At 71.5% G+C, this 17911-nt stretch carries 20 protein-coding genes; 15 read left to right on the top strand and 5 right to left on the bottom strand.

The window, feature by feature from the left end; translation table 11 throughout:
• Positions 1-264: 264 nt before the first annotated feature.
• Together BGP73_RS20595 and BGP73_RS20590 are read left to right on the top strand one after the other, a co-directional pair.
• A complete protein-coding gene (locus BGP73_RS20595) occupies positions 265-564 on the top strand; it encodes a DUF4193 domain-containing protein (protein WP_069817140.1) in 300 nt (99 codons plus the stop codon).
• Positions 565-575: 11 nt separating this feature from the next.
• Positions 576-1469 (top strand): hypothetical protein, encoded by an 894-nt coding sequence (locus BGP73_RS20590; protein ID WP_079127722.1) that lies wholly within the window; start codon positions 576-578, stop codon positions 1467-1469.
• 31 nt (positions 1470-1500) lie between these two features.
• On the opposite strand, the gene BGP73_RS20585 is transcribed toward BGP73_RS20590, so the two are convergent.
• Complete coding sequence (locus BGP73_RS20585) at positions 1501-1944, bottom strand: DUF3093 domain-containing protein (RefSeq protein WP_069817138.1); 444 nt, start codon at positions 1942-1944, stop codon at positions 1501-1503.
• A 59-nt stretch (positions 1945-2003) separates the two neighbouring features.
• Here BGP73_RS20585 and BGP73_RS20580 point away from each other — a divergent pair, with 59 nt between their 5' ends.
• The 7 genes from BGP73_RS20580 to BGP73_RS20550 all read left to right on the top strand — a co-directional run bounded on the left by BGP73_RS20580 (position 2004) and on the right by BGP73_RS20550 (position 8663).
• Complete coding sequence (locus BGP73_RS20580; protein ID WP_069817136.1) at positions 2004-2588, top strand: PaaI family thioesterase; 585 nt, start codon at positions 2004-2006, stop codon at positions 2586-2588.
• Complete coding sequence (gene dut / locus BGP73_RS20575) at positions 2588-3100, top strand: dUTP diphosphatase (protein ID WP_069817134.1); 513 nt, start codon at positions 2588-2590, stop codon at positions 3098-3100. Before BGP73_RS20580 ends, dut begins: the two co-directional genes overlap by 1 nt.
• A gap of 1 nt (position 3101) precedes the next feature.
• Positions 3102-3905 carry a DUF3710 domain-containing protein gene (locus BGP73_RS20570; protein WP_069817131.1) on the top strand — a complete coding sequence of 268 codons (804 nt, stop codon included), beginning with the start codon at positions 3102-3104 and terminating at the stop codon, positions 3903-3905.
• Between the two features lie 187 nt (positions 3906-4092).
• Complete coding sequence (locus tag BGP73_RS20565; protein WP_069817129.1) at positions 4093-6660, top strand: sensor histidine kinase; 2568 nt, start codon at positions 4093-4095, stop codon at positions 6658-6660.
• A 101-nt stretch (positions 6661-6761) separates the two neighbouring features.
• Positions 6762-7478, top strand: coding sequence for a response regulator (locus tag BGP73_RS20560; protein WP_069817273.1), 717 nt, complete (start codon positions 6762-6764; stop codon positions 7476-7478).
• A gap of 36 nt (positions 7479-7514) precedes the next feature.
• Positions 7515-7919 (top strand): OB-fold nucleic acid binding domain-containing protein, encoded by a 405-nt coding sequence (locus BGP73_RS20555; RefSeq protein WP_079127721.1) that lies wholly within the window; start codon positions 7515-7517, stop codon positions 7917-7919.
• A gap of 3 nt (positions 7920-7922) precedes the next feature.
• Entirely contained in the window at positions 7923-8663 is a 741-nt protein-coding gene (locus tag BGP73_RS20550; protein WP_069817125.1) for a DUF3159 domain-containing protein, read from the top strand.
• Positions 8664-8688: 25 nt separating this feature from the next.
• Here the strand turns inward: BGP73_RS20550 and BGP73_RS20545 are convergent, their stop codons facing one another.
• Complete coding sequence (locus BGP73_RS20545; RefSeq protein WP_069817123.1) at positions 8689-9648, bottom strand: LysR family transcriptional regulator; 960 nt, start codon at positions 9646-9648, stop codon at positions 8689-8691.
• An 83-nt stretch (positions 9649-9731) separates the two neighbouring features.
• Here BGP73_RS20545 and BGP73_RS20540 point away from each other — a divergent pair, with 83 nt between their 5' ends.
• Positions 9732-10493 (top strand): sulfite exporter TauE/SafE family protein, encoded by a 762-nt coding sequence (locus tag BGP73_RS20540; RefSeq protein ID WP_069817121.1) that lies wholly within the window; start codon positions 9732-9734, stop codon positions 10491-10493.
• Positions 10494-10547: 54 nt separating this feature from the next.
• Positions 10548-11099 (top strand): hypothetical protein, encoded by a 552-nt coding sequence (locus BGP73_RS20535; RefSeq protein WP_069817119.1) that lies wholly within the window; start codon positions 10548-10550, stop codon positions 11097-11099.
• A 93-nt stretch (positions 11100-11192) separates the two neighbouring features.
• On the opposite strand, the gene BGP73_RS20530 is transcribed toward BGP73_RS20535, so the two are convergent.
• Positions 11193-11867: a potassium channel family protein gene (locus BGP73_RS20530; RefSeq protein WP_069817114.1), complete on the bottom strand. Its 675-nt coding sequence runs from the start codon at positions 11865-11867 to the stop codon at positions 11193-11195.
• Complete coding sequence (locus tag BGP73_RS20525) at positions 11864-12532, bottom strand: potassium channel family protein (RefSeq protein ID WP_069817112.1); 669 nt, start codon at positions 12530-12532, stop codon at positions 11864-11866. The genes BGP73_RS20530 and BGP73_RS20525 overlap by 4 nt, the downstream gene beginning before the upstream one ends.
• Positions 12533-12827: 295 nt before the next feature.
• Between BGP73_RS20525 and BGP73_RS20520 the strand changes: the two genes are divergently transcribed.
• The 4 genes from BGP73_RS20520 to BGP73_RS20505 all read left to right on the top strand — a co-directional run bounded on the left by BGP73_RS20520 (position 12828) and on the right by BGP73_RS20505 (position 17199).
• Entirely contained in the window at positions 12828-14885 is a 2058-nt protein-coding gene (locus tag BGP73_RS20520; RefSeq protein ID WP_069817110.1) for an APC family permease, read from the top strand.
• A gap of 136 nt (positions 14886-15021) precedes the next feature.
• Positions 15022-16353 carry a class I SAM-dependent RNA methyltransferase gene (locus BGP73_RS20515; protein WP_069817108.1) on the top strand — a complete coding sequence of 444 codons (1332 nt, stop codon included), beginning with the start codon at positions 15022-15024 and terminating at the stop codon, positions 16351-16353.
• A 262-nt stretch (positions 16354-16615) separates the two neighbouring features.
• Positions 16616-16810: a ribbon-helix-helix protein, CopG family gene (locus tag BGP73_RS20510; RefSeq protein WP_031080575.1), complete on the top strand. Its 195-nt coding sequence runs from the start codon at positions 16616-16618 to the stop codon at positions 16808-16810.
• On the top strand, positions 16807-17199 hold the full coding sequence (locus BGP73_RS20505; RefSeq protein ID WP_069817106.1) for a type II toxin-antitoxin system death-on-curing family toxin: 393 nt from the start codon (positions 16807-16809) through the stop codon (positions 17197-17199). The genes BGP73_RS20510 and BGP73_RS20505 overlap by 4 nt, the downstream gene beginning before the upstream one ends.
• A gap of 246 nt (positions 17200-17445) precedes the next feature.
• Here BGP73_RS20505 and BGP73_RS20500 read toward each other — a convergent pair.
• On the bottom strand, positions 17446-17911 hold a 466-nt coding region (locus tag BGP73_RS20500; RefSeq protein ID WP_107474102.1), incomplete at its 5' end, for an IS5 family transposase.

Here is a 17911-nt window from a genome sequence, read left to right as displayed (position 1 = left end):
TCACCGGAAAGCCCGGAAAATCCGGGTTTCCGGGGGCCGGTGCCACGGGAAGTACCTGGGGACGGTGCTTGTGACGGGCGATACCGGACCGTGTACGGTCCCCACCGCATCCACCGCGATCGCCTCCACGGGGGCGCGGTTGGGTGTCGATTGAGTAACAGAGCTTGATGTGAGGCAAAATCTCCGCCTTGGGTCGGGCACAAGTCCGGCCCCTCACGCGTTACGTGCGCTGAGACACCGATACACCCAGAGGGGGAGAGCTACATGGCCACGGACTACGACACCCCACGCAAGACCGACGACGAACTCAACGAGGACAGCCTCGAAGAGCTGAAGGCGCGTCGTAACGACAAGTCGACCTCGAGCGTCGACGTGGACGAGTTCGAGCAGGCCGAGGGCCTCGAACTGCCCGGTGCGGACCTCTCCAACGAGGAGCTGTCCGTCCGGGTGCTGCCCCGGCAGGCGGACGAGTTCACCTGCATGAGCTGCTTCCTCGTGCACCACCGGAGCCAACTGGCCGCAGAGAAGAACGGCCAGCCGATCTGCCGCGACTGCGCGGCCTGACCGGCCGGCCCGTGGCAGGCTCCGGGGCCTCCCGGAAGAACCCCTTCCGGCGGAGGGGGGCTCATCAGGAAGTACCCGAGGGCGGCGTCGGCCCGGTACCGGGCGCTCCGGCGCCCGTGGACCAGACCGCCCACCCGACGGAACAGGCGGACAGCACCGAACAGGGGCCGACCGCCTCCACCGTCGACAACCGCGACGAGCGAGGCCGTACGGCCTCGCTCGCAGCAACGGCCGGACGGGGTGTCGGCAGTGGGCTCAGCCGGAGCTGGCGCGGCACCCGAGTGAGCCTGACCGGTATCGCCGAACGCATCGTCGAGGTCGCCCCGAGGATCCCGGTGCGGGACCTGGCTGCCCTCCGCGTCCACCACCCCGGAGTGGGGCCCGAGCAACTCGCCGACAGGCTGGTCGCCGGGGCCACCAAGGGCTCGGCGGCGGTCGGCGCGGGCGTGGGCGCAGCCGCGATGCTGCCGGTCCCGCCGGCGATGCCCGCGGAACTGGCGGCCGAGGTGATCGGCGTCGCCTCGATCGAGTTCAAACTCATCGCCGAACTACACGAGGTCTACGGGGTCAGACCCCCGGGAAACCTCGGCCAGCGCTCCACCGCGTACCTCGGCGCGTGGTCCCGGGAGCGCGGTATCGACGTCAGCCAGCTCAGCTCCCTCGACGCGGCGCTCGGGGGCCAGGTGCGGCGAGAACTCCGCCGCCAGGTCATGAAGCGCTCGTTGCGCACCCTCCCCAATCTCACGCCCTTCCTGCTGGGGGCGGTGGTCGGCGCGGTGCTCAACGTACGGCGGACCAGCGCCCTCGCCGAGAAGGTCCGGTCCGATCTACGCGTCCGGCAGATCCGCTGGGACCTCCTGGAAGGGGCCCCGCAGGAACCGGGCAGCCCCAAGTCCCTCCAGTGACCGCCGGCGGAGCAGGCCCGCCGAGAACGGCTCAGCCTCGCGACGTCGCGAGCGCCTCGGCGAGAGCCTTCGGGTTCCGAGTGGAGAGGTAGACGTACGGCGTGGGATCGGCGGGGTCGTCGACCTCCACCCGCAGCGCCGTCGGGATGTAGCTGCGCAGCAGCAGGAACGCCCGCGGATCGGCCTTGTAGGTCCGCCAGGCGACGGCCTCCTCCGCCTCCAGCACCTCCGCGGCCCCCAGGTGGCTCACCGGGATCCTGGCCTCGCCGGCGACCAGCGAGTCGGCGACCACCCGGATCCGGGCCGAGCCGTAGGCGCTGACCGCGGCCATCGCCAGCGCCGTCCCGCCGATGAGCCCGGCCAGCAGCGGCAGCGGACCGAACGGCAGCAGGATCAGACCGAGGCTCGCACCGGGCAGGACCGCCACCGCCCACCAGGAGCGGGGCGCGGTCAGGCGTTCGTCGTAGGACTGCATGCTGCCAAGCTTGGCACGGCTGCGTTCCGCTTGGCTGCGCGCGGGTAGGGTCTCCCCTCGTGAGTGCACCGACTTCTTCGCTGACGCCACCGGCTGACGCTCTGCCACCGACCCGGCACCCCGAGGCCCCCGCTCCCGGGGAGCTGCTCGGGGCCCACTACGAACACTGTTTCGGCTGCGGTGACAGCCAGGCCAACGGGCTGCGGCTGGCCGCCCGCGCGGCGGAGGGGGTGGCCGTCACGGCGGAGTTCACCGTCCACGCCGCCCACCAGGGTGCTCCCGGACTGGCCCACGGCGGTGTGCTCGCCGCGGCCCTGGACGAGACGCTCGGCGCGCTCAACTGGCTCCTCCGCGCGGCCTCGGTCACCGCCCGGCTGGAGACCGACTACGTGCGACCCGTGCCGGTGGGAAGTGTGCTCCGGCTGGAGGCCGAGGCCACCGCGGTCGCGGGCCGGAAGATCTACGCCGAGGCGGTCGGCCGGATAGGCGGCGCCGACGGCCCGGTCGCGGTCCGTGCCCGAGCCCTGTTCGTCGAGGTGAAGGCCGAGCACTTCGTGGAGCACGGATCCGCCGAGGAGATCCGGGCGGTCCTCGACGACCCCGACCAGAAGCGCATCACCCGGGCCTTCGGGGTGAACCCCTGATGCGCGGGCCCGTGGACGTCCTGATCCGGCGGGTGGACCCCGAGGTGCCCATCCCGGCCTACAGCCACCCCGGGGACGCGGGGGTCGACCTGGTGACCACCGAGGCCGCCGTGCTCGCGCCGGGGGAGCGGAGCGTGTTCCCGACGGGTGTGTCGATCGCGCTTCCCGACGGGTACGCGGGCTTCGTGCACCCCAGGTCCGGCCTGGCGGCCCGCTGCGGCGTCGCCCTGGTGAACGCTCCGGGGACGATCGACGCCGGGTACCGTGGGGAGATCAAGGTGATCGTGGTCAACCTGGATCCACGCCGGAGCGTGCGGTTCGAGCGGTTCGACCGGATCGCCCAGCTGGTCGTCCAGCAGGTCGAGAAGGTGCGCTTCCACGAGGTGGCGGAGCTTCCCGGCTCGGCGCGGGCCGAGGGGGGCTTCGGGTCCACCGGCGGTCACGCCGCGGCCGGCGGTTCCACTGACGTAGACCATTACGCTTCGGTCGTAGCCGACCGGGAAGGACAGTGACGTGTTCGGACGTCGTCGCAAGCGACACGCAGACTCTGCAGAAGCCGCGGACGCGGTCGAGACGCCGGTCGACGGCGCCGACTCGGACGAGGACGTCCCGGAGGACCAGCCGGCGGCGGACGGGGCGGCCGACGCCGAGGAGCAGCGGGTGAGCCTGCCGCCGGCCCCCCGCCCCGACGGACCCTGGGACGTCTCCGAGGTCCGGGAGCCCGGCGAAGGCCGGGTCGACCTGGGCGGAATCCTCGTTCCGGGCGTGGAGGGCATGGAGCTGCGGGTCGAGGTGGCGGGCGAGTCCATCGTCGCCGCGACCGTGGTCCTCCAGGACAGCGCCGTGCAACTCCAGGCGTTCGCCGCTCCCAAGCGGGAGGGTATCTGGGGCGAGGTACGCGACGAGATCGCCTCCGGGATCACCCAGCAGGGCGGAGTGGTCGACGAGGTCGAGGGGCCGCTTGGCTGGGAGCTGCGCGCCCAGGTCCCGGTGCGGCTCCCCGACGGCGCCCACGGGGTCCAGCTGGTGCGCTTCATCGGGGTGGACGGCCCCCGCTGGTTCCTGCGCGGCGTGATCTCCGGCCAGGGGGCGGTGCAGCCGCAGACCGCCGGTCTGCTGGAGCAGGTCTTCCGCGACACCGTCGTGGTGCGCGGTGACTCGCCGATGGCCCCGCGCGACCCGATCGTCCTGAAGCTGCCGGACGACGCGCAGATGCTGGCCGAGGACGTACAGCAGGAGGAGAGCGAGGGCGGCTCCCGCTTCGCCGGCGGCGTCGACCGGCTCTCCCGCGGCCCGGAGATCACCGAGGTGCGCTGAGCCCACCGACACCGAGGGGCCCGAGGGCGAGTGAACAACCGCCCCGGGCCCCGACGCGTACCGAGGACCCGCGGCGTCCGGGCCTCGACGCGCACCCCGGCCCCGATGGCGTCCGGCCCACTGCCCCTCCGGAGGTCCCGCTCCCCGGGCCGTCCGGCCCACCGGCGGCGAGGGGCAGAATGGAGCCATGTCAGGTCGTGGCAGACTGCGGATCTACGTCGGGGCGGCACCCGGCGTCGGCAAGACGTACGCGATGCTCTCCGAGGCGTGCCGCCGCGTCGAGCGCGGCACCGACGCCGTGATCGCCTTCGTCGAGGACCACGGCCGGCCCCGCACCGCCGAGCTGGTGAGAGGCCTGGAGCAGGTCGCCCGCCGCCGGCTCAGCCACCAGGGGCGAATCCTCACCGAGATGGACGTGGACGCAGTACTGGAGCGCCGCCCCGCCGTCGCCCTCGTCGACGAACTGGCGCACACCAACGCCCCCGGCTCCCGGAACGCCAAACGCTGGCAGGACGTCGAGGAACTCCTCCAGGCCGGCGTCGACGTGGTCTCCACCGTCAACATCCAGCACCTGGAGTCGCTCGGCGACGTCGTGGAGTCCATAACCGGAGTTCGGCCGAGGGAGACCCTGCCGGACGAGGTGGTGCGCCGCGCGGACCAGATCGAACTCGTCGACATGTCGCCCGAGGCGCTGCGCCGACGCATGGCGCACGGCAACATCTACGCGCCGGACAAGGTCGACGCGGCGCTGTCCAACTACTTCCGGCCGGGCAACCTCACCGCGCTGCGCGAACTGGCACTGCTGTGGACCGCCGACCGGGTCGACGAGTACCTCCAGCGCTACCGCAGCGAACACCGGATCCGCTCCCCCTGGCGGGCCCGGGAGCGGATCGTCGTCGGTCTCACCGGCGGACCCGAGGGCCGCACCCTCATCCGCCGCGCGGCCCGGATGGCCGCCAAGGGCTCCGGCAGCGAGATCCTCGCCGTCTACGTGGCCCGCAGCGACGGGCTGACCTCCGCCTCGCCCAAGGAACTGGCGGTGCAACGGACGCTCGTGGAGGACCTGGGCGGCACCTACCACCACGTCATCGGCGACGAGGTGCCGACCGCCCTGCTGGAGTTCGCCCGCGGGGTCAACGCCACCCAGATCGTGCTCGGCTCCAGCCGCCGCAAGAGCTGGCAGTACGTCTTCGGACCCGGCGTGGGCATGACCGTGGCCCGCGAGTCGGGGCCGGACCTGGACGTGCACATCGTCACCCACGACGAGGTCGCCAAGGGCCGCGGGCTGCCCGTCGCCCGCGGGGCGCGGCTCGGCCGCTCCCGCATCATCGCCGGCTGGCTGACCGGGGTGGTGGGACCGATGCTGCTCTCGGTGGTGCTGGCCCGGCTCGACCCCGGACCCGGCCTCACCAACGACGTGCTGCTCTTCCTCTGCCTCACCGTGCTGGCGGCGCTGCTCGGTGGACTGCTGCCGGCGCTGGCCTCCGCCTCCGTCGGCTCGCTGCTGCTCAACTACTTCTTCACCCCGCCGACCGGCACCTGGACCATCTCCGACCCGAGCAACCTCGTCGCCATCGTGGTCTTCTTCGCCGTCGCCCTCTCCGTCGCCTCGGTGGTCGACCTCGCCGCCCGCCGTACGGGGCAGGCCGCCCGGCTGCGCGCCGAATCCGGCATCCTCTCCTTCCTCGCCGGCAGCGTGCTGCGCGGCGAGACCAGTCTGGAGGCGCTGCTGGAGCGTGTTCGGGAGACCTTCGGCATGGACTCCGTCGCCCTGCTGGAGCGGGAGAGCGACGTGGATCCGTGGACCTGCGCCGGCAGCGTCGGCCCGTTGCCGCTGCTGCGACCGGAGGACGCCGACGTGGACGTGCCGGTCGGCGACCACGCCGCGCTGGCCCTCAGCGGCCGGGTCCTCCCGGCCGAGGACCGCCGGGTGCTCGCCGCCTTCGCCGCCCAGGCGGTGGTGGTGCTGGACCGGCAACGACTGGTCGACGAGGCGGCCCGGGCCCGGGAACTCGACGAGGGAAACCGGATACGCACCGCCCTGCTGGCGGCCGTCTCCCACGACCTGCGCACCCCGATCGCCGGGATCAAGGCCTCGGTCACCTCGCTCCGCGCCGAGGACGTGGCCTGGTCCGAGGAGGACGAGGCCGAGCTGCTCGCCGGCATCGAGCAGGGCGCGGACCGGCTCCACCAGTTGGTCGGCAACCTCCTGGACATGTCCCGGCTGCACACCGGCACCGTCACCCCGCTGATCCGGGAGGTCGACCTGGACGAGGTGGTGCCGATGGCGCTCGGCGGGGTCCCGGAACGCAGTGTGGTGCTGGACATCCCCGAGGCGCTGCCGATGGTGGCGGTCGACCCGGGGCTGCTGGAGCGCAGCGTCGCCAACATCGTCGAGAACGCCGTCAAGCACGGTCCGGAGGGGACCGCGGTACTGGTCGCCGCGAGCGCCCTGGGGCGGCGGGTGGAGCTCCGGGTGGTCGACCGCGGCCCCGGCGTACCGGAGGCCGACCGGGACCGCATCTTCGAGCCCTTCCAGCGCCACGGGGACGCCCCGCGCGGCGCCGGTGTCGGCTTGGGGCTCGCGGTGGCCCGCGGCTTCGCCGAGGCGATGGGCGGCACGCTCGCCGCCGAGGACACCCCGGGCGGCGGGCTGACCATGGTGCTCACGCTGCGGGCGGTGGAGCGGCCCACCACGGCACCGGCCCGCGTCGACCCGTCCGCCGTCGACCTATCCGCCGGAGCCGGACCATGACGCCCTCCCGCACCGCCGCGGCTGACCACCGCAGGCCGACCGGCGCCGGCCGCGGCACGTCGACTCCCCAGCAGGATCCGCCCGACAGAGAGGCTTCCGCCATGTCCCAGTCAGCGGCTGAGACCGATCCCGCGCCCCGGCGGGTGCTCGTGGTGGAGGACGAGCCGCAGATCGTCCGGGCCCTGGTCATCAACCTCAAGGCGCGCCACTACGAGGTCGACTCGGCCGCCGACGGGGCCACCGCGCTCCGGAAGGCTGCCGTCTTCCAGCCCGACGTCATCGTCCTCGACCTCGGACTCCCCGACATGGACGGCGTGGACGTGATCCGGAAGCTGCGCGGCTGGACGCGCACCCCGGTCCTGGTGCTCTCCGCCCGGCAGACCTCCGACGAGAAGGTCACGGCGCTGGACGCCGGCGCCGACGACTACGTCACCAAGCCCTTCGGCATGGACGAACTACTCGCCCGGCTGCGCGCCGCGGTCCGCCGGGCCGAGCCCATCCCGCCCGCCGCGGAGGAGCGGGTCGTGGCCACCGACAGCTTCACCGTCGACCTGTCGGCCAAGAAGGTCAACCGCGACGGTCGGGACATACGCCTCACCCCCACCGAGTGGCACCTGCTGGAGGTACTGGTGCGCAACCCCGGCCGGCTGGTCGGGCAGAAGCAGCTGCTCCGCGAGGTGTGGGGGCCCTCCTACGGCACCGAGACCAACTACCTGCGGGTCTACATGGCCCAGCTCCGCCGTAAGCTGGAGGTGGACCCCTCCCACCCCCGGCACTTCATCACCGAACCGGGGATGGGCTACCGCTTCGAGCGGTGATCCACCCATCACCCCCCACCCCGGTAGGCTGCCCCCATGAGCGCTGCACCTCGCCCCGAGGCGGAGAAACGGGCCGGACGCTTCCGCAGGATGCTCGACCGGCTCGCCTCCTCCCAGGAGGAGCTGGACGCCGACGAGCTGCGGCAGGACGCCGAGCAGACGGGCTGTACCCGGATCTCCGACTGCGAGGACCGGGAGATCGTCACCGTGACCGGCACCCTGCGCACCGTGACCCTCCGGCCCAGGGCCGGCGTGCCGGCCCTGGAAGCCGAGCTGTTCGACGGCTCGGCGACGCTGGACATGGTCTGGCTCGGTCGACGCGCGATCGTCGGCATCGAGCCGGGGCGCCGCCTCATCGCAACAGGCCGGGTCTCCCGGAACCACGGCCGTCTGGTGCTCTTCAACCCGAAATACGAACTGCGACCGCTCGGACAGGAGTAGCCGGTGGCGTCTGTCGACAAGCCGACCCCGACCCCAACCCCAGGCGAGGGCGGTGCCGAGCGGAGAGCGGCCGCGGACACCGCGCTGCTGGAGGCCTTCGGCGGTGTACGGGGCATGGTGGACACAACCGTGCCGGGCCTGGTGTTCGTGCTGATCTTCACCATCAAGCGGGATCTGCATCTGGCGGCGATCGCCGCGCTCGGCCTGAGCCTGGTGCTCGCCGTGGCCCGGCTCATCCGGCGGGAGACCCTCAAGCACGCCTTCAGCGGGGTCTTCGGGGTGGCCATCGGCGCGGTCTTCGCGATGATGACCGGGGACGCGAAGAACTTCTACCTACCGGGGATGCTGTACGGGCTGGGCCTGGCCCTCCTCTACATCCTCTCCGCGATCTTCCGCTTCCCGCTGATCGGAGTGCTGCTGGGGCCGATCCTGCGGGAGAACCTCTCCTGGCGGACCAGGAACCCCGGCCGGTTCGAGGCCTACACCAAGGCCACCTGGGCCTGGGGACTCATCCTGCTGGGCAAGTCGGCGATCCTCTTCCCGCTCTACTGGTGGGGCGACGCCACCCAGCTGGGCTGGGTGAAGGTCGCCCTCGGGATCCCGCCGTTCCTGCTCTGCGTCTACCTGACCTGGATCTTCCTGGCGAAGGCGCCGCCGCCGATCGATGTGATCGCCGAGCTGGAGGCGGAGGAGGCCGCGGAGCGGGAGCGGGGCGTCGCCCCGGCATCGGAGGAGAAGCCCTAGCCGGGCCGCCGCCCGTGTGCGGTGTTCAGTCAGCCCTCGTAGAGGCTGCGCCGGCCGCCCGGTCTCCGCGGGCGCCGAGGGAGGAAGGCTCGGACAGGGCCGCGGCCGCGCCGCACAGGTGTTCGGCGAGCGCCGCGGTCGCCGTCGACGGGCCCCGGTCCTTGACGCCCCGGGCCAGCAGGTGGTGGCGGCGGGCCCAGGGCTCCCGAAGTTCACACACGTCGAGCGGCAGTCGCGGGTCGATGGCGCGACGCGGTACGACGGCGAGCCCGACGCCCGAGGCGGCGAGGGAGACGAGGACGCCCAGGTCGGCGACGGTGGTGCGGTGGCGCACCGCCGGTGCGTGGGGCCCGAGGTGCTTCTCGATCCAGCGGCGCAGCGAGGAGTCGGCGTCGAGGCCGACCAGCGGGTGTTCGGCGACCTCGCTGTAGGTCAGCGCGGTCCGCCCGGCGAGGACGCCCCCGGTCTGGCCGACCACGACGAGGGAGTCGTCCCCGAGGTGCTCCACGCGCAGGCCGTGGTCGCGGGCCTCGTCGTTGACGATGACGCCCAGGTCCGCTTCGCCGTCGGCGAGCATCCGCACCGTCCTCGGGGTCCTGCTCTCGGAGACCGTCACGTCGATGTCCGGGTGGGCGCGGAGGAACGAGATCAGCGCCTGCGGCACCAGCCGGTGCATCGCGGAGCCGCCAGCCAGCAGGGTCAGCGGAGCGGTCGGCGACCTGGTGTAGCTCGCGACCGCGCTGTCGAGTCGCGCGGTCTGGGCGAGTACGTCGCGTGCGTGGCGGGCCAGCGTCGTCCCCGCCGGGGTGGGCCGCACGCCCCGCCGGCCGCGGACCAGCAGTGCCACGCCGGCGTGGTGTTCCAGCGAGCGCACCCTGGCGCTGGCCGAGGGCAGGCTCAGGTGCATCTGGTGGGCGCCCGCCGTGATCGATCCCTCCGTGACGATCTGGAGGAAGAGCCGTAGGTCATCCAGGTCATAGCGCACCGATCCAGCCTAAGGCTCAGCCTTAGGCTGGCTATGCCGATAACGCATTGTGGATCAGCTCCTCACACGGCGATGCTCGACAGGTGTTCGAGTTCTCGCTTGTCCTGCTGGCCGGTGTCGCCGCCGGAGTCCTGAACGCCATGGGCGGTGGCGGAACGTTCGTGGCGCTGCCCGCACTCGTCGCCCTGGGCCTGCCACCGGTGACGGCGAACGCGGTGTCGCGGGTCGCCCTCGTACCCGGCGCGGTGGCCAGCGCCTGGGTCTACCGGCACGACCTCGCCCCGGTCGGGCCCACGTCCACGAAGGCGCTGACAGCGACCAGTCTGATGGGCGGTGCGGCCGGTGCCGGTCTGCTGCTGGTGCTGCCCGCGTCCTCGTTCGACAGCGCGGCGCCGTGGCTGCTCGCCTTCGCCACAGTCGTCCTCGCCTTCGGCCGCCACCTTTCCACGGCCCTGAACACGGCCCTGGGCCGCTCGGTCGGCATGAGTTCACGAGCAGTTCTCATCGGGCAGTTCCTCCTAGCCGTCTACGGCGGATACTTCGGCGGCGCCGTAGGCATCATGATGCTGGCCCTGTGGAACATCGGTCTCGGTCTCGACACCGCGGTCAGCAACCCCATGCGGATCGCCCAACTCGCGGCCGTGTACCTCAGCGCCACCGCCCTGTTCCTCATCGCCTCGGACACCCTGAGCGCCCCGCTCCTGCTCACCGCCATGCTGGTCGGCGCCGCTGCCGGGGGCTTCGCCGGCGCCCACCTGGCCCGCCGCCTCCCCGCCCGGCTGCTCCGGCGCGTCATCCTCACCACGGCCGTGGTCATGACCGTCCTGTACTTCCTGCGCGGCTGAGCACCCGGGCGGCGCAGTGATCACCCTCATCCTCGGAAGCGGAGGCAGACCCACATGACCGGAAGTGGCACGGGAGCCGCCGCGCCGTACACGGACGCGGCGCGGGCGAGGCTGCTGATGGCCTATGAAGCGTGCGAACTGGCCGACCTCGCGCGCGCCAACGTCCCGATCGGCGAGCAGGAGCTCAACCCCGACGGCACCACCCGCACGCCCGGCGCCGTGCTGGCCGACGCCGCCCGAGTGCTCGCCGCCGCACAGCGGTTCTTCGAAGCCGCCGCCGTGTTCGAGCGGGTGAGCGGCGCCGACTGGCAGCTCATCGGCGACGTACTGGGGGTGCCTCCCCGCACCGCCCGGGTGCGCTTCACGATGTCCGAGGCCGCCTTCCGGCGAGAGCTGCCCTCCGCCGCGGTGAGCGGTTCGGGCGCAGCCGGAGGGGAGGCGAGCAGTCTGCGGGGCCACATGATCAGGGAACCGCTGGAGACGGCCCTCGACCTCGACGACTGGGTGCTGCGCCACCGGGACGGGGAAGCCGACCTCGACACCGCGCCGGTCTCCGGCGGCCTCGCCCGGAGGGAACCTCAGCGGCGCACCGGAAAGACCTCCTGAATCCACCGGGAAGAGACGCTGACGCCAGGCCTCCGGACCGGCGAGCGCTCCGCACCGCAGCCGTAGAGGAACGGGGCGCGCCGTCTCAGGACGTCACCGCGAGTCCTCCCGGCGGACCGACAGCAGCTCGCCCAACTGCTCCTCCCGGGCCTGCGAGGCCACGAACAGCAACTCGTCGCCGGCCTCCAGGGCGTCGTCCGGATTGGGCGCCAGCACCCTGGCCCCGCGGATGATCGTCACCAGCGAGGTGTCCTCGGGCCAGTCGACGTCCCCGACCCGGGTGCCGGCCAGCGCCGCCTCCGGCGGCAGCGTCAACTCGACGAGGTTCGCGTCCCCCTGGCTGAAGCGGAGCAGCCGCACCAGATCACCGACGCTCACCGCCTCCTCCACCAGGGCCGACATCAGCCGCGGGGTGGACACCGCCACATCGACCCCCCACGCCTCGCTGAACAGCCACTCGTTCCGCGGATTGTTCACCCGCGCCACCACCCGCGGCACCCCGTACTCCGTCTTGGCCAGCAGCGAGACGACGAGGTTCACCTTGTCGTCACCGGTCGCCGCGATGACCACATGGCAGCGTTGCAGGGCCGCCTCGTCCAACGAGGTGATCTCACAGGCGTCGGCCAGCAACCACTCCGCCTGCGGCACCCGCTCCACGGAGATCGCGGTGGGCGCCTTGTCGATCAGCAGGATCTCGTGACCGTTCTCCAGCAACTCGCCCGCGATGGAACAGCCGACGGCACCGGCACCGGCGATCGCGACCCTCATCGCTGCCCCTCCTCAGGCCCCTCGGCGAACGCCGCCTCGACCTTCTCGATGTCGTCGCAGCGCATGATCACATGGACCAGGTCGCCCTCCTGGAGGACGGTCTGCGCGGTGGGCAGTATGGCCTCCCCCAGCCGGGTGATGAACCCGACCCGCACGCCCGTCTCCTCCTGGAGCACGCTCACCCTGTGACCGACCCAGGCCTCCGAGGTGTACACCTCGGCGAGCTGCACCGCGCCGCTCGGGTCCCGCCACAGCGCCTCCGCGCCCGACGGCAGTAGACGGCGCAGCATCTGGTCCGCAGTCCAGCGGACGGTGGCGACCGTCGGAATGCCCAACCGCTGGTAGACCTCGGCGCGGCGCGGGTCGTAGATACGGGCGGCGACGTTCTCCACGTCGAACATCTCCCGGGCCACCCGCGCAGCGATGATGTTGGAGTTGTCGCCGCTGCTCACTGCGGCGAACGCGCCGGCCTCCTCGATGCCGGCTTCCCGCAGGGTGTCCTGGTCGAAACCGACACCGGTCACCCGGCGGCCGCCGAAGCCGGAGCCGAGCCGGCGGAAGGCCGTGGGGTCCCGGTCGATGACGGCGACCGTGTGCCCCTGTTGTTCGAGGGTCTGGGCGAGAGCGGAGCCCACCCGGCCGCAGCCCATGATCACGATGTGCATGAGGTCTCTCTTACCTCGAACCTTCCGCAACCGTTGTGACCTGCACAAACACCGGCCATCATCCTTCCGGCCCCGGATCGGGGCGACTGTCCACGCGCGTGCTCGCCGGTAACGCTACCCGGCATGGGCCCCGCGAAGGTCATCCCGGTGCCGCGGTGTGGCCCCACCACCGCCTCCGCGGCGGGAAGCCGCCCCGGTGGAGCGGGCGGCGCACCGCGTTCGGGTTCCGTCAAGGACTCCTGCCGGACCACCTGCGGGCGGCCCTCGTGCCCCCGGAGCGCCTACCATCCACTGCGTGTCCAAACTGACCGACCTGTCCAAACGGATTCTCATCGGACGGGCCCTGCGCAGCGACCGACTGGGGGAGACGCTTCTGCCGAAGCGCATCGCGCTTCCCGTCTTCGCCTCCGACCCCCTGTCGTCCGTCGCCTACGCACCGGGCGAAGTGCTGCTGGTGCTCTCCGTGGCAGGGGTGTCAGCCTTCCGCTTCAGCCCCTGGATCGCCGCGGCGGTCGGTGTCCTGATGTTCACCGTGGTCGCCTCCTACCGGCAGAACGTGCACGCCTACCCCAGTGGGGGCGGCGACTACGAGGTGGCCAACACCAACATCGGACGCCGGGCCGGCCTCACCGTGGCCAGCGCGCTCCTCGTCGACTACGTGCTGACCGTCGCCGTGTCGATCTCCTCCGGCATCGAGAACCTCGGCTCGGCCGTGCCCTTCATCGCCGACCACAAGACCGGCTCCGCCATCGCCGTCATCGTCCTGCTGACCCTGATGAACCTGCGCGGCGTCAAGGAGTCCGGCAAGCTCTTCGCCATCCCCACCTACATCTTCGTCACCGGCGTCTTCGTGATGATCTTCTGGGGCGCCGTCCGCGGACTCGTCCTCGGCGAGCACATGAGCGCACCCACCGCCGGCTTCGAGGTCCGGGTCGAACAGCAGGGACTGGCCGGCTTCGCCCTGGTCTTCCTGCTGCTGCGGGCCTTCTCCTCGGGCTGCGCGGCGCTCACCGGCGTGGAGGCCATCAGCAACGGCGTTCCCGGGTTCCGGAAGCCCAAGAGCAGGAACGCCGCCACCACGCTCGCCATGATGGGCGGGCTGGCCATCGCCATGTTCGGCGGCATCATCGCGCTCGCGATGGCCACCGACGTCAAGATGGCCGAGAACCCGGCCGTCAACCTGCTCCGCGACGGCACCCCGGTCGGGCCGGACTACTTCCAGCACCCGGTGATCACCCAGACCGCCGCCGCCGTCTTCGGCCCCGACACCGTCCTGTTCGTCCTGCTGGCCGCCGCCACCGCCCTGGTGCTCTTCCTCGCCGCCAACACCGCCTACAACGGCTTCCCGCTGCTCGGCGCCATCCTGGCCCAGGACCGCTACCTGCCCCGGCAACTCCACACCCGGGGCGACCGACTCGCCTACTCCAACGGCATCGTGCTGCTGGCCGGCGCCGCCGCGGTGCTCGTCTACGCCTACGGGGCCGACTCCACCCGCCTCATCCAGCTCTACATCGTCGGCGTCTTCGTCGCCTTCACCCTCAGCCAGATCGGCATGGTCCGGCACTGGAACCGCCACCTGCGGACCGAGGACGTCCCCTCCCGCCGCCGCCACATGATCCGCTCCCGGATCATCAACACCTTCGGGGCCTTCCTCACCGGACTGGTCCTCGTCGTCGTCCTGATCACCAAGTTCGTCCACGGTGCCTGGGTCGCCCTGCTCGGCATGGTGATCTTCTTCGTCACCATGAGTGCGATCCGCCGCCACTACGACCGCGTGTCCGAGGAGATCGCCGCCCCCGAGGAACCCGGCGACGACACCGGACGCCCCTCCCGGGTGCACTCAATCGTCCTGGTCTCGAAGATCCACCGCCCCGCACTGCGCGCCCTCGCCTACGCCAAACTCATGCGTTCGGGCGCCCTAGAGGCGCTCAGCGTCAACGTCGACCCGGAGGAGACCCGGGCGCTCCAGGAGGAGTGGGCCGAGCGCGGGATCGACGTACCGCTGAAGATCCTGGACTCCCCTTACAGGGAGATCACCCGGCCGGTCATCGAGTACGTCAAGGGCCTGCGACGGGACAGCCCGCGGGACGTGGTCAGCGTCTACATCCCCGAGTACGTGGTCGGACACTGGTACGAGCAGCTGCTGCACAACCAGAGCGCCCTGCGCCTCAAGGGACGGTTGCTCTTCACCCCCGGGGTGATGGTGACCTCCGTGCCCTACCAGCTGGAGTCCTCCGAGGCCGCCCGGCTGCGGGCGCGGCGGCGCGCCGAATGGCATGCGCCGGGCAGCGTGCGCCGCGGACCGGTGGGTCCGCCGCCGGCCGAGAAGCAGCGGCCGGGCGGGCGGCGGTAGTGCGGAGCGACAGGACGTAGACTCGGCGGCCGTGCGTACACCGTCCGCCCCGGCCGGTGCGGCGCACCCGGCACCGGAAACACCTCGGTCCGAAATCGCAGCAGAACCCCTCCACCAGCCCAGGAGCACCCCCGCCATGACGTCCCAGGAACCCAGCCCGTCCGTCGTCGGCGAGGAACACGAGGTCGAAGTCGGGCCGGTGGCACACGGTGGGCACTGCATCGCCCGCACCGCGGCCGGCCAGGTCCTCTTCGTACGGCACACCCTTCCGGGGGAGCGGGTGATCGCCAAGGTCACCGAGGGAACCGAGGACTCCCGGTTCCTGCGAGCGGACGCGGTGCGCGTGCTAGAGGCGTCCCCGGACCGCATCCCGGCCCCCTGTCCCTACGCCGGGCCCGGCAGGTGCGGCGGCTGCGACTGGCAGCACGCCACCCCCGGTCGGCAGCGGCGGCTGAAGGTCTCCGTCATCACCGAACAACTCGCCCACCTGGCCGGGCTCACCCCCGAGGAGGCCGGCTGGGACGGGACGGTGATACCGGCCCCGGGCGACAAGGTGGCCAAGGGCGAGGTCCCGGCCTGGCGCACACGGGTGCAGTACGCCGTGGACGCCGAGGGGCGCGCGGGGCTGCGCCGGCACCGTTCGCACGAAGTGGAACCGATCGACTTCTGTCTCATCGCCGCGCCCGGCGTCAGCGAACTCGGCGTGGAGAAGCGCGAGTGGCCGCAGATCGCGGCCGTCGAGGCGATCGCCGCCACCGGCTCCCACGACCGCCAGGTGATCCTCACCCCGAAGCCCGGCGGGCGGCTGCCGATCGTCGAGCTGGACAAGCCGGTCTCGGTGGCCCGGGTGGACGAGAAGACCGGTGGCGTGCACCGGGTCCACGGGCGGCCCTTCGTCCGGGAACGGGCGGCCGACCGCACCTGGCGGATCAGCGCCGGCGGCTTCTGGCAGGTGCACCACCGGGCCGCCGACCTGCTGGTCGAGACGGTGATGCGGGGGCTGACACCGCGCAAGGGAGAGATGGCCCTCGACCTCTACTGCGGCGCCGGACTCTTCGCGGGGGCGCTCGCCGAGCGGGTGGGGGAGCGCGGTGCGGTGCTCGGCGTCGAGTCATCGAAGCGGGCCGCCGAGGACGCCCGGCACAACCTCCAGGACCTGGACCGGGTACGGATCGAGCACGGCAAGGTCGAGCAGGTGCTGCCCCGCACCGGCATCGACGAGGCGAACCTGATCGTGCTGGACCCGCCCCGGTCGGGTGCGGGCCGGCGCACCGTCGGCCACCTCGCCGCGCTAGGCGCCCGCCGGATCGCCTACGTGGCCTGCGACCCGGCCGCACTCGCCCGCGACCTCGCCTACTTCCGCGAGGGCGGCTACCGGCCGCGCTGGATGCAGGCCTTCGACCTCTTTCCGATGACGCATCACGTGGAGTGCGTGGCGATCCTTGAGCCGGTCCCGAAGGGTGCCTGACCTGCGTTTTTGCTCCTCTGGAGAGTTTCGACCTGTTTCCCTCCGTGTAGCGGTTCGAGCGGACGGATGGCTCTTTGACAGCTCTCTGACCTGCGAATTCGTGAACGAGGAGCTTGCAACGGCGACGGCCTCCAGTGGCTCCTGCGGGATTCTTGACGCTCGGATGACGCTCAAAAAGGAAGTCCTGGCCGCCTGGTCCCACGCTCTCCGGAGCCGAGCGCGGCCCGACCGCCCCTTGATACCTGCCAGGTATCATCTCTGTATGGCGATGACACTTCGACTTCCCGACGACCTTGACGCGAAGCTCACTGAGCGGGCTCGTCGGGAGGGGCGCAGCAAGCAGGAACTTGCCATTGAGGCCATCCGTGACGCCCAGGACCGGGCCGAGCTGAAGGTCGATGACGTCCTGGCCGAGCTCATGGAGAGCGATGCGGAGATCCTGGACTACCTGAAGTGACCGACGTGCGCCACATCCAGCTCGACGAAATCCTGGCCATCGCCCGAACGGTCAACGGTACGGAGCACAGCGTGCGTGAAATGGGCCTTCTGGTGTCGGCGATCGAGCGACCCCGGACGAACGTGTTCGGAGCCGAGCTGTATCCCACGCTGCACGAGAAGGCTGCGGCGCTGCTGCACTCTGTCGCCCGCAACCACGCGCTGATCGACGGCAACGAGCGCACCGCCTGGCTCGCCATGCGTGTCTTCCTGCGGTTCAACGGCGTCAGCGCGAGTACCGTCCCGCCGCCCGTTTCCGTGGCCGGCCCGTTCGTCGAGGCAGTCGCGCAGGACAGCGTCGATGTACCGGCGATCGCCAAGCGCCTCGCGACCTGGTTCCCCGTTTCCTGACGTTCGACGAGGCGAGGGCGCCTCATGAGGAGTGCGTGGCGATTCTGGAGCTTAATGCAACGGGGATCTGACCTGCGGTTTTCGTGGGTTGCTTGGGCGTAGCCGGGCGTGCTCGACGCCTGCGCTTCCAACCCGTTGCACGGATCGCGGCAATGGGCGGCCACACCAGGAAGGTGACCGGCGGTCCGGTACCGACGGGGGTGGTGAGGTGCGGCGGTACGAGCAGCCTATGAGCTTGTAACACGATCATGGTTGGGCCTTCTTGAGGCGTCTCCAGCAGATGAGGCTGCGGGTCAGAGAGAGGAAGGCGTCGTGGAGTTCGGTTCGGCGTTCCCAGCGGACCGCGAGGCGCTTGAACTGGTGGAGGAGGGCGAAGGTCTGTTCCACGACGTACCGGAGCTTGCCCAGGTCCTTGATGTCCGGGGCGCCCTTGCGGGAGAGGACCGGCAGGATCCGCCGCTTGCGTAGCTCTGCGCGGTTGGGATTGGAGTCGTAGCCCTTGTCGCCGAGCAGGGCTTGGGGGCGGCGGCGGGGACGTCCGGGGCAGCCGGCGACGGGCGGGATGCCGTCGATCAGGGCGAGTGTCTGGGTGACGTCGTTGACGTTGGCGGCGGTGGTGATGACCTTGAGCGGGGTGCCGTGTCCGTCGCAGATCAGGTGGTGTTTGCTGCCCGTCTTCCTGCGGTCGACCGGTGACGGACCGGTGTTGGCA

This window comes from Streptomyces sp. TP-A0874, from assembly GCF_001748085.1.
GTDB lineage: Bacteria > Actinomycetota > Actinomycetes > Streptomycetales > Streptomycetaceae > Streptomyces.
This window is presented reverse-complemented; position numbering and strand designations above follow the sequence as displayed.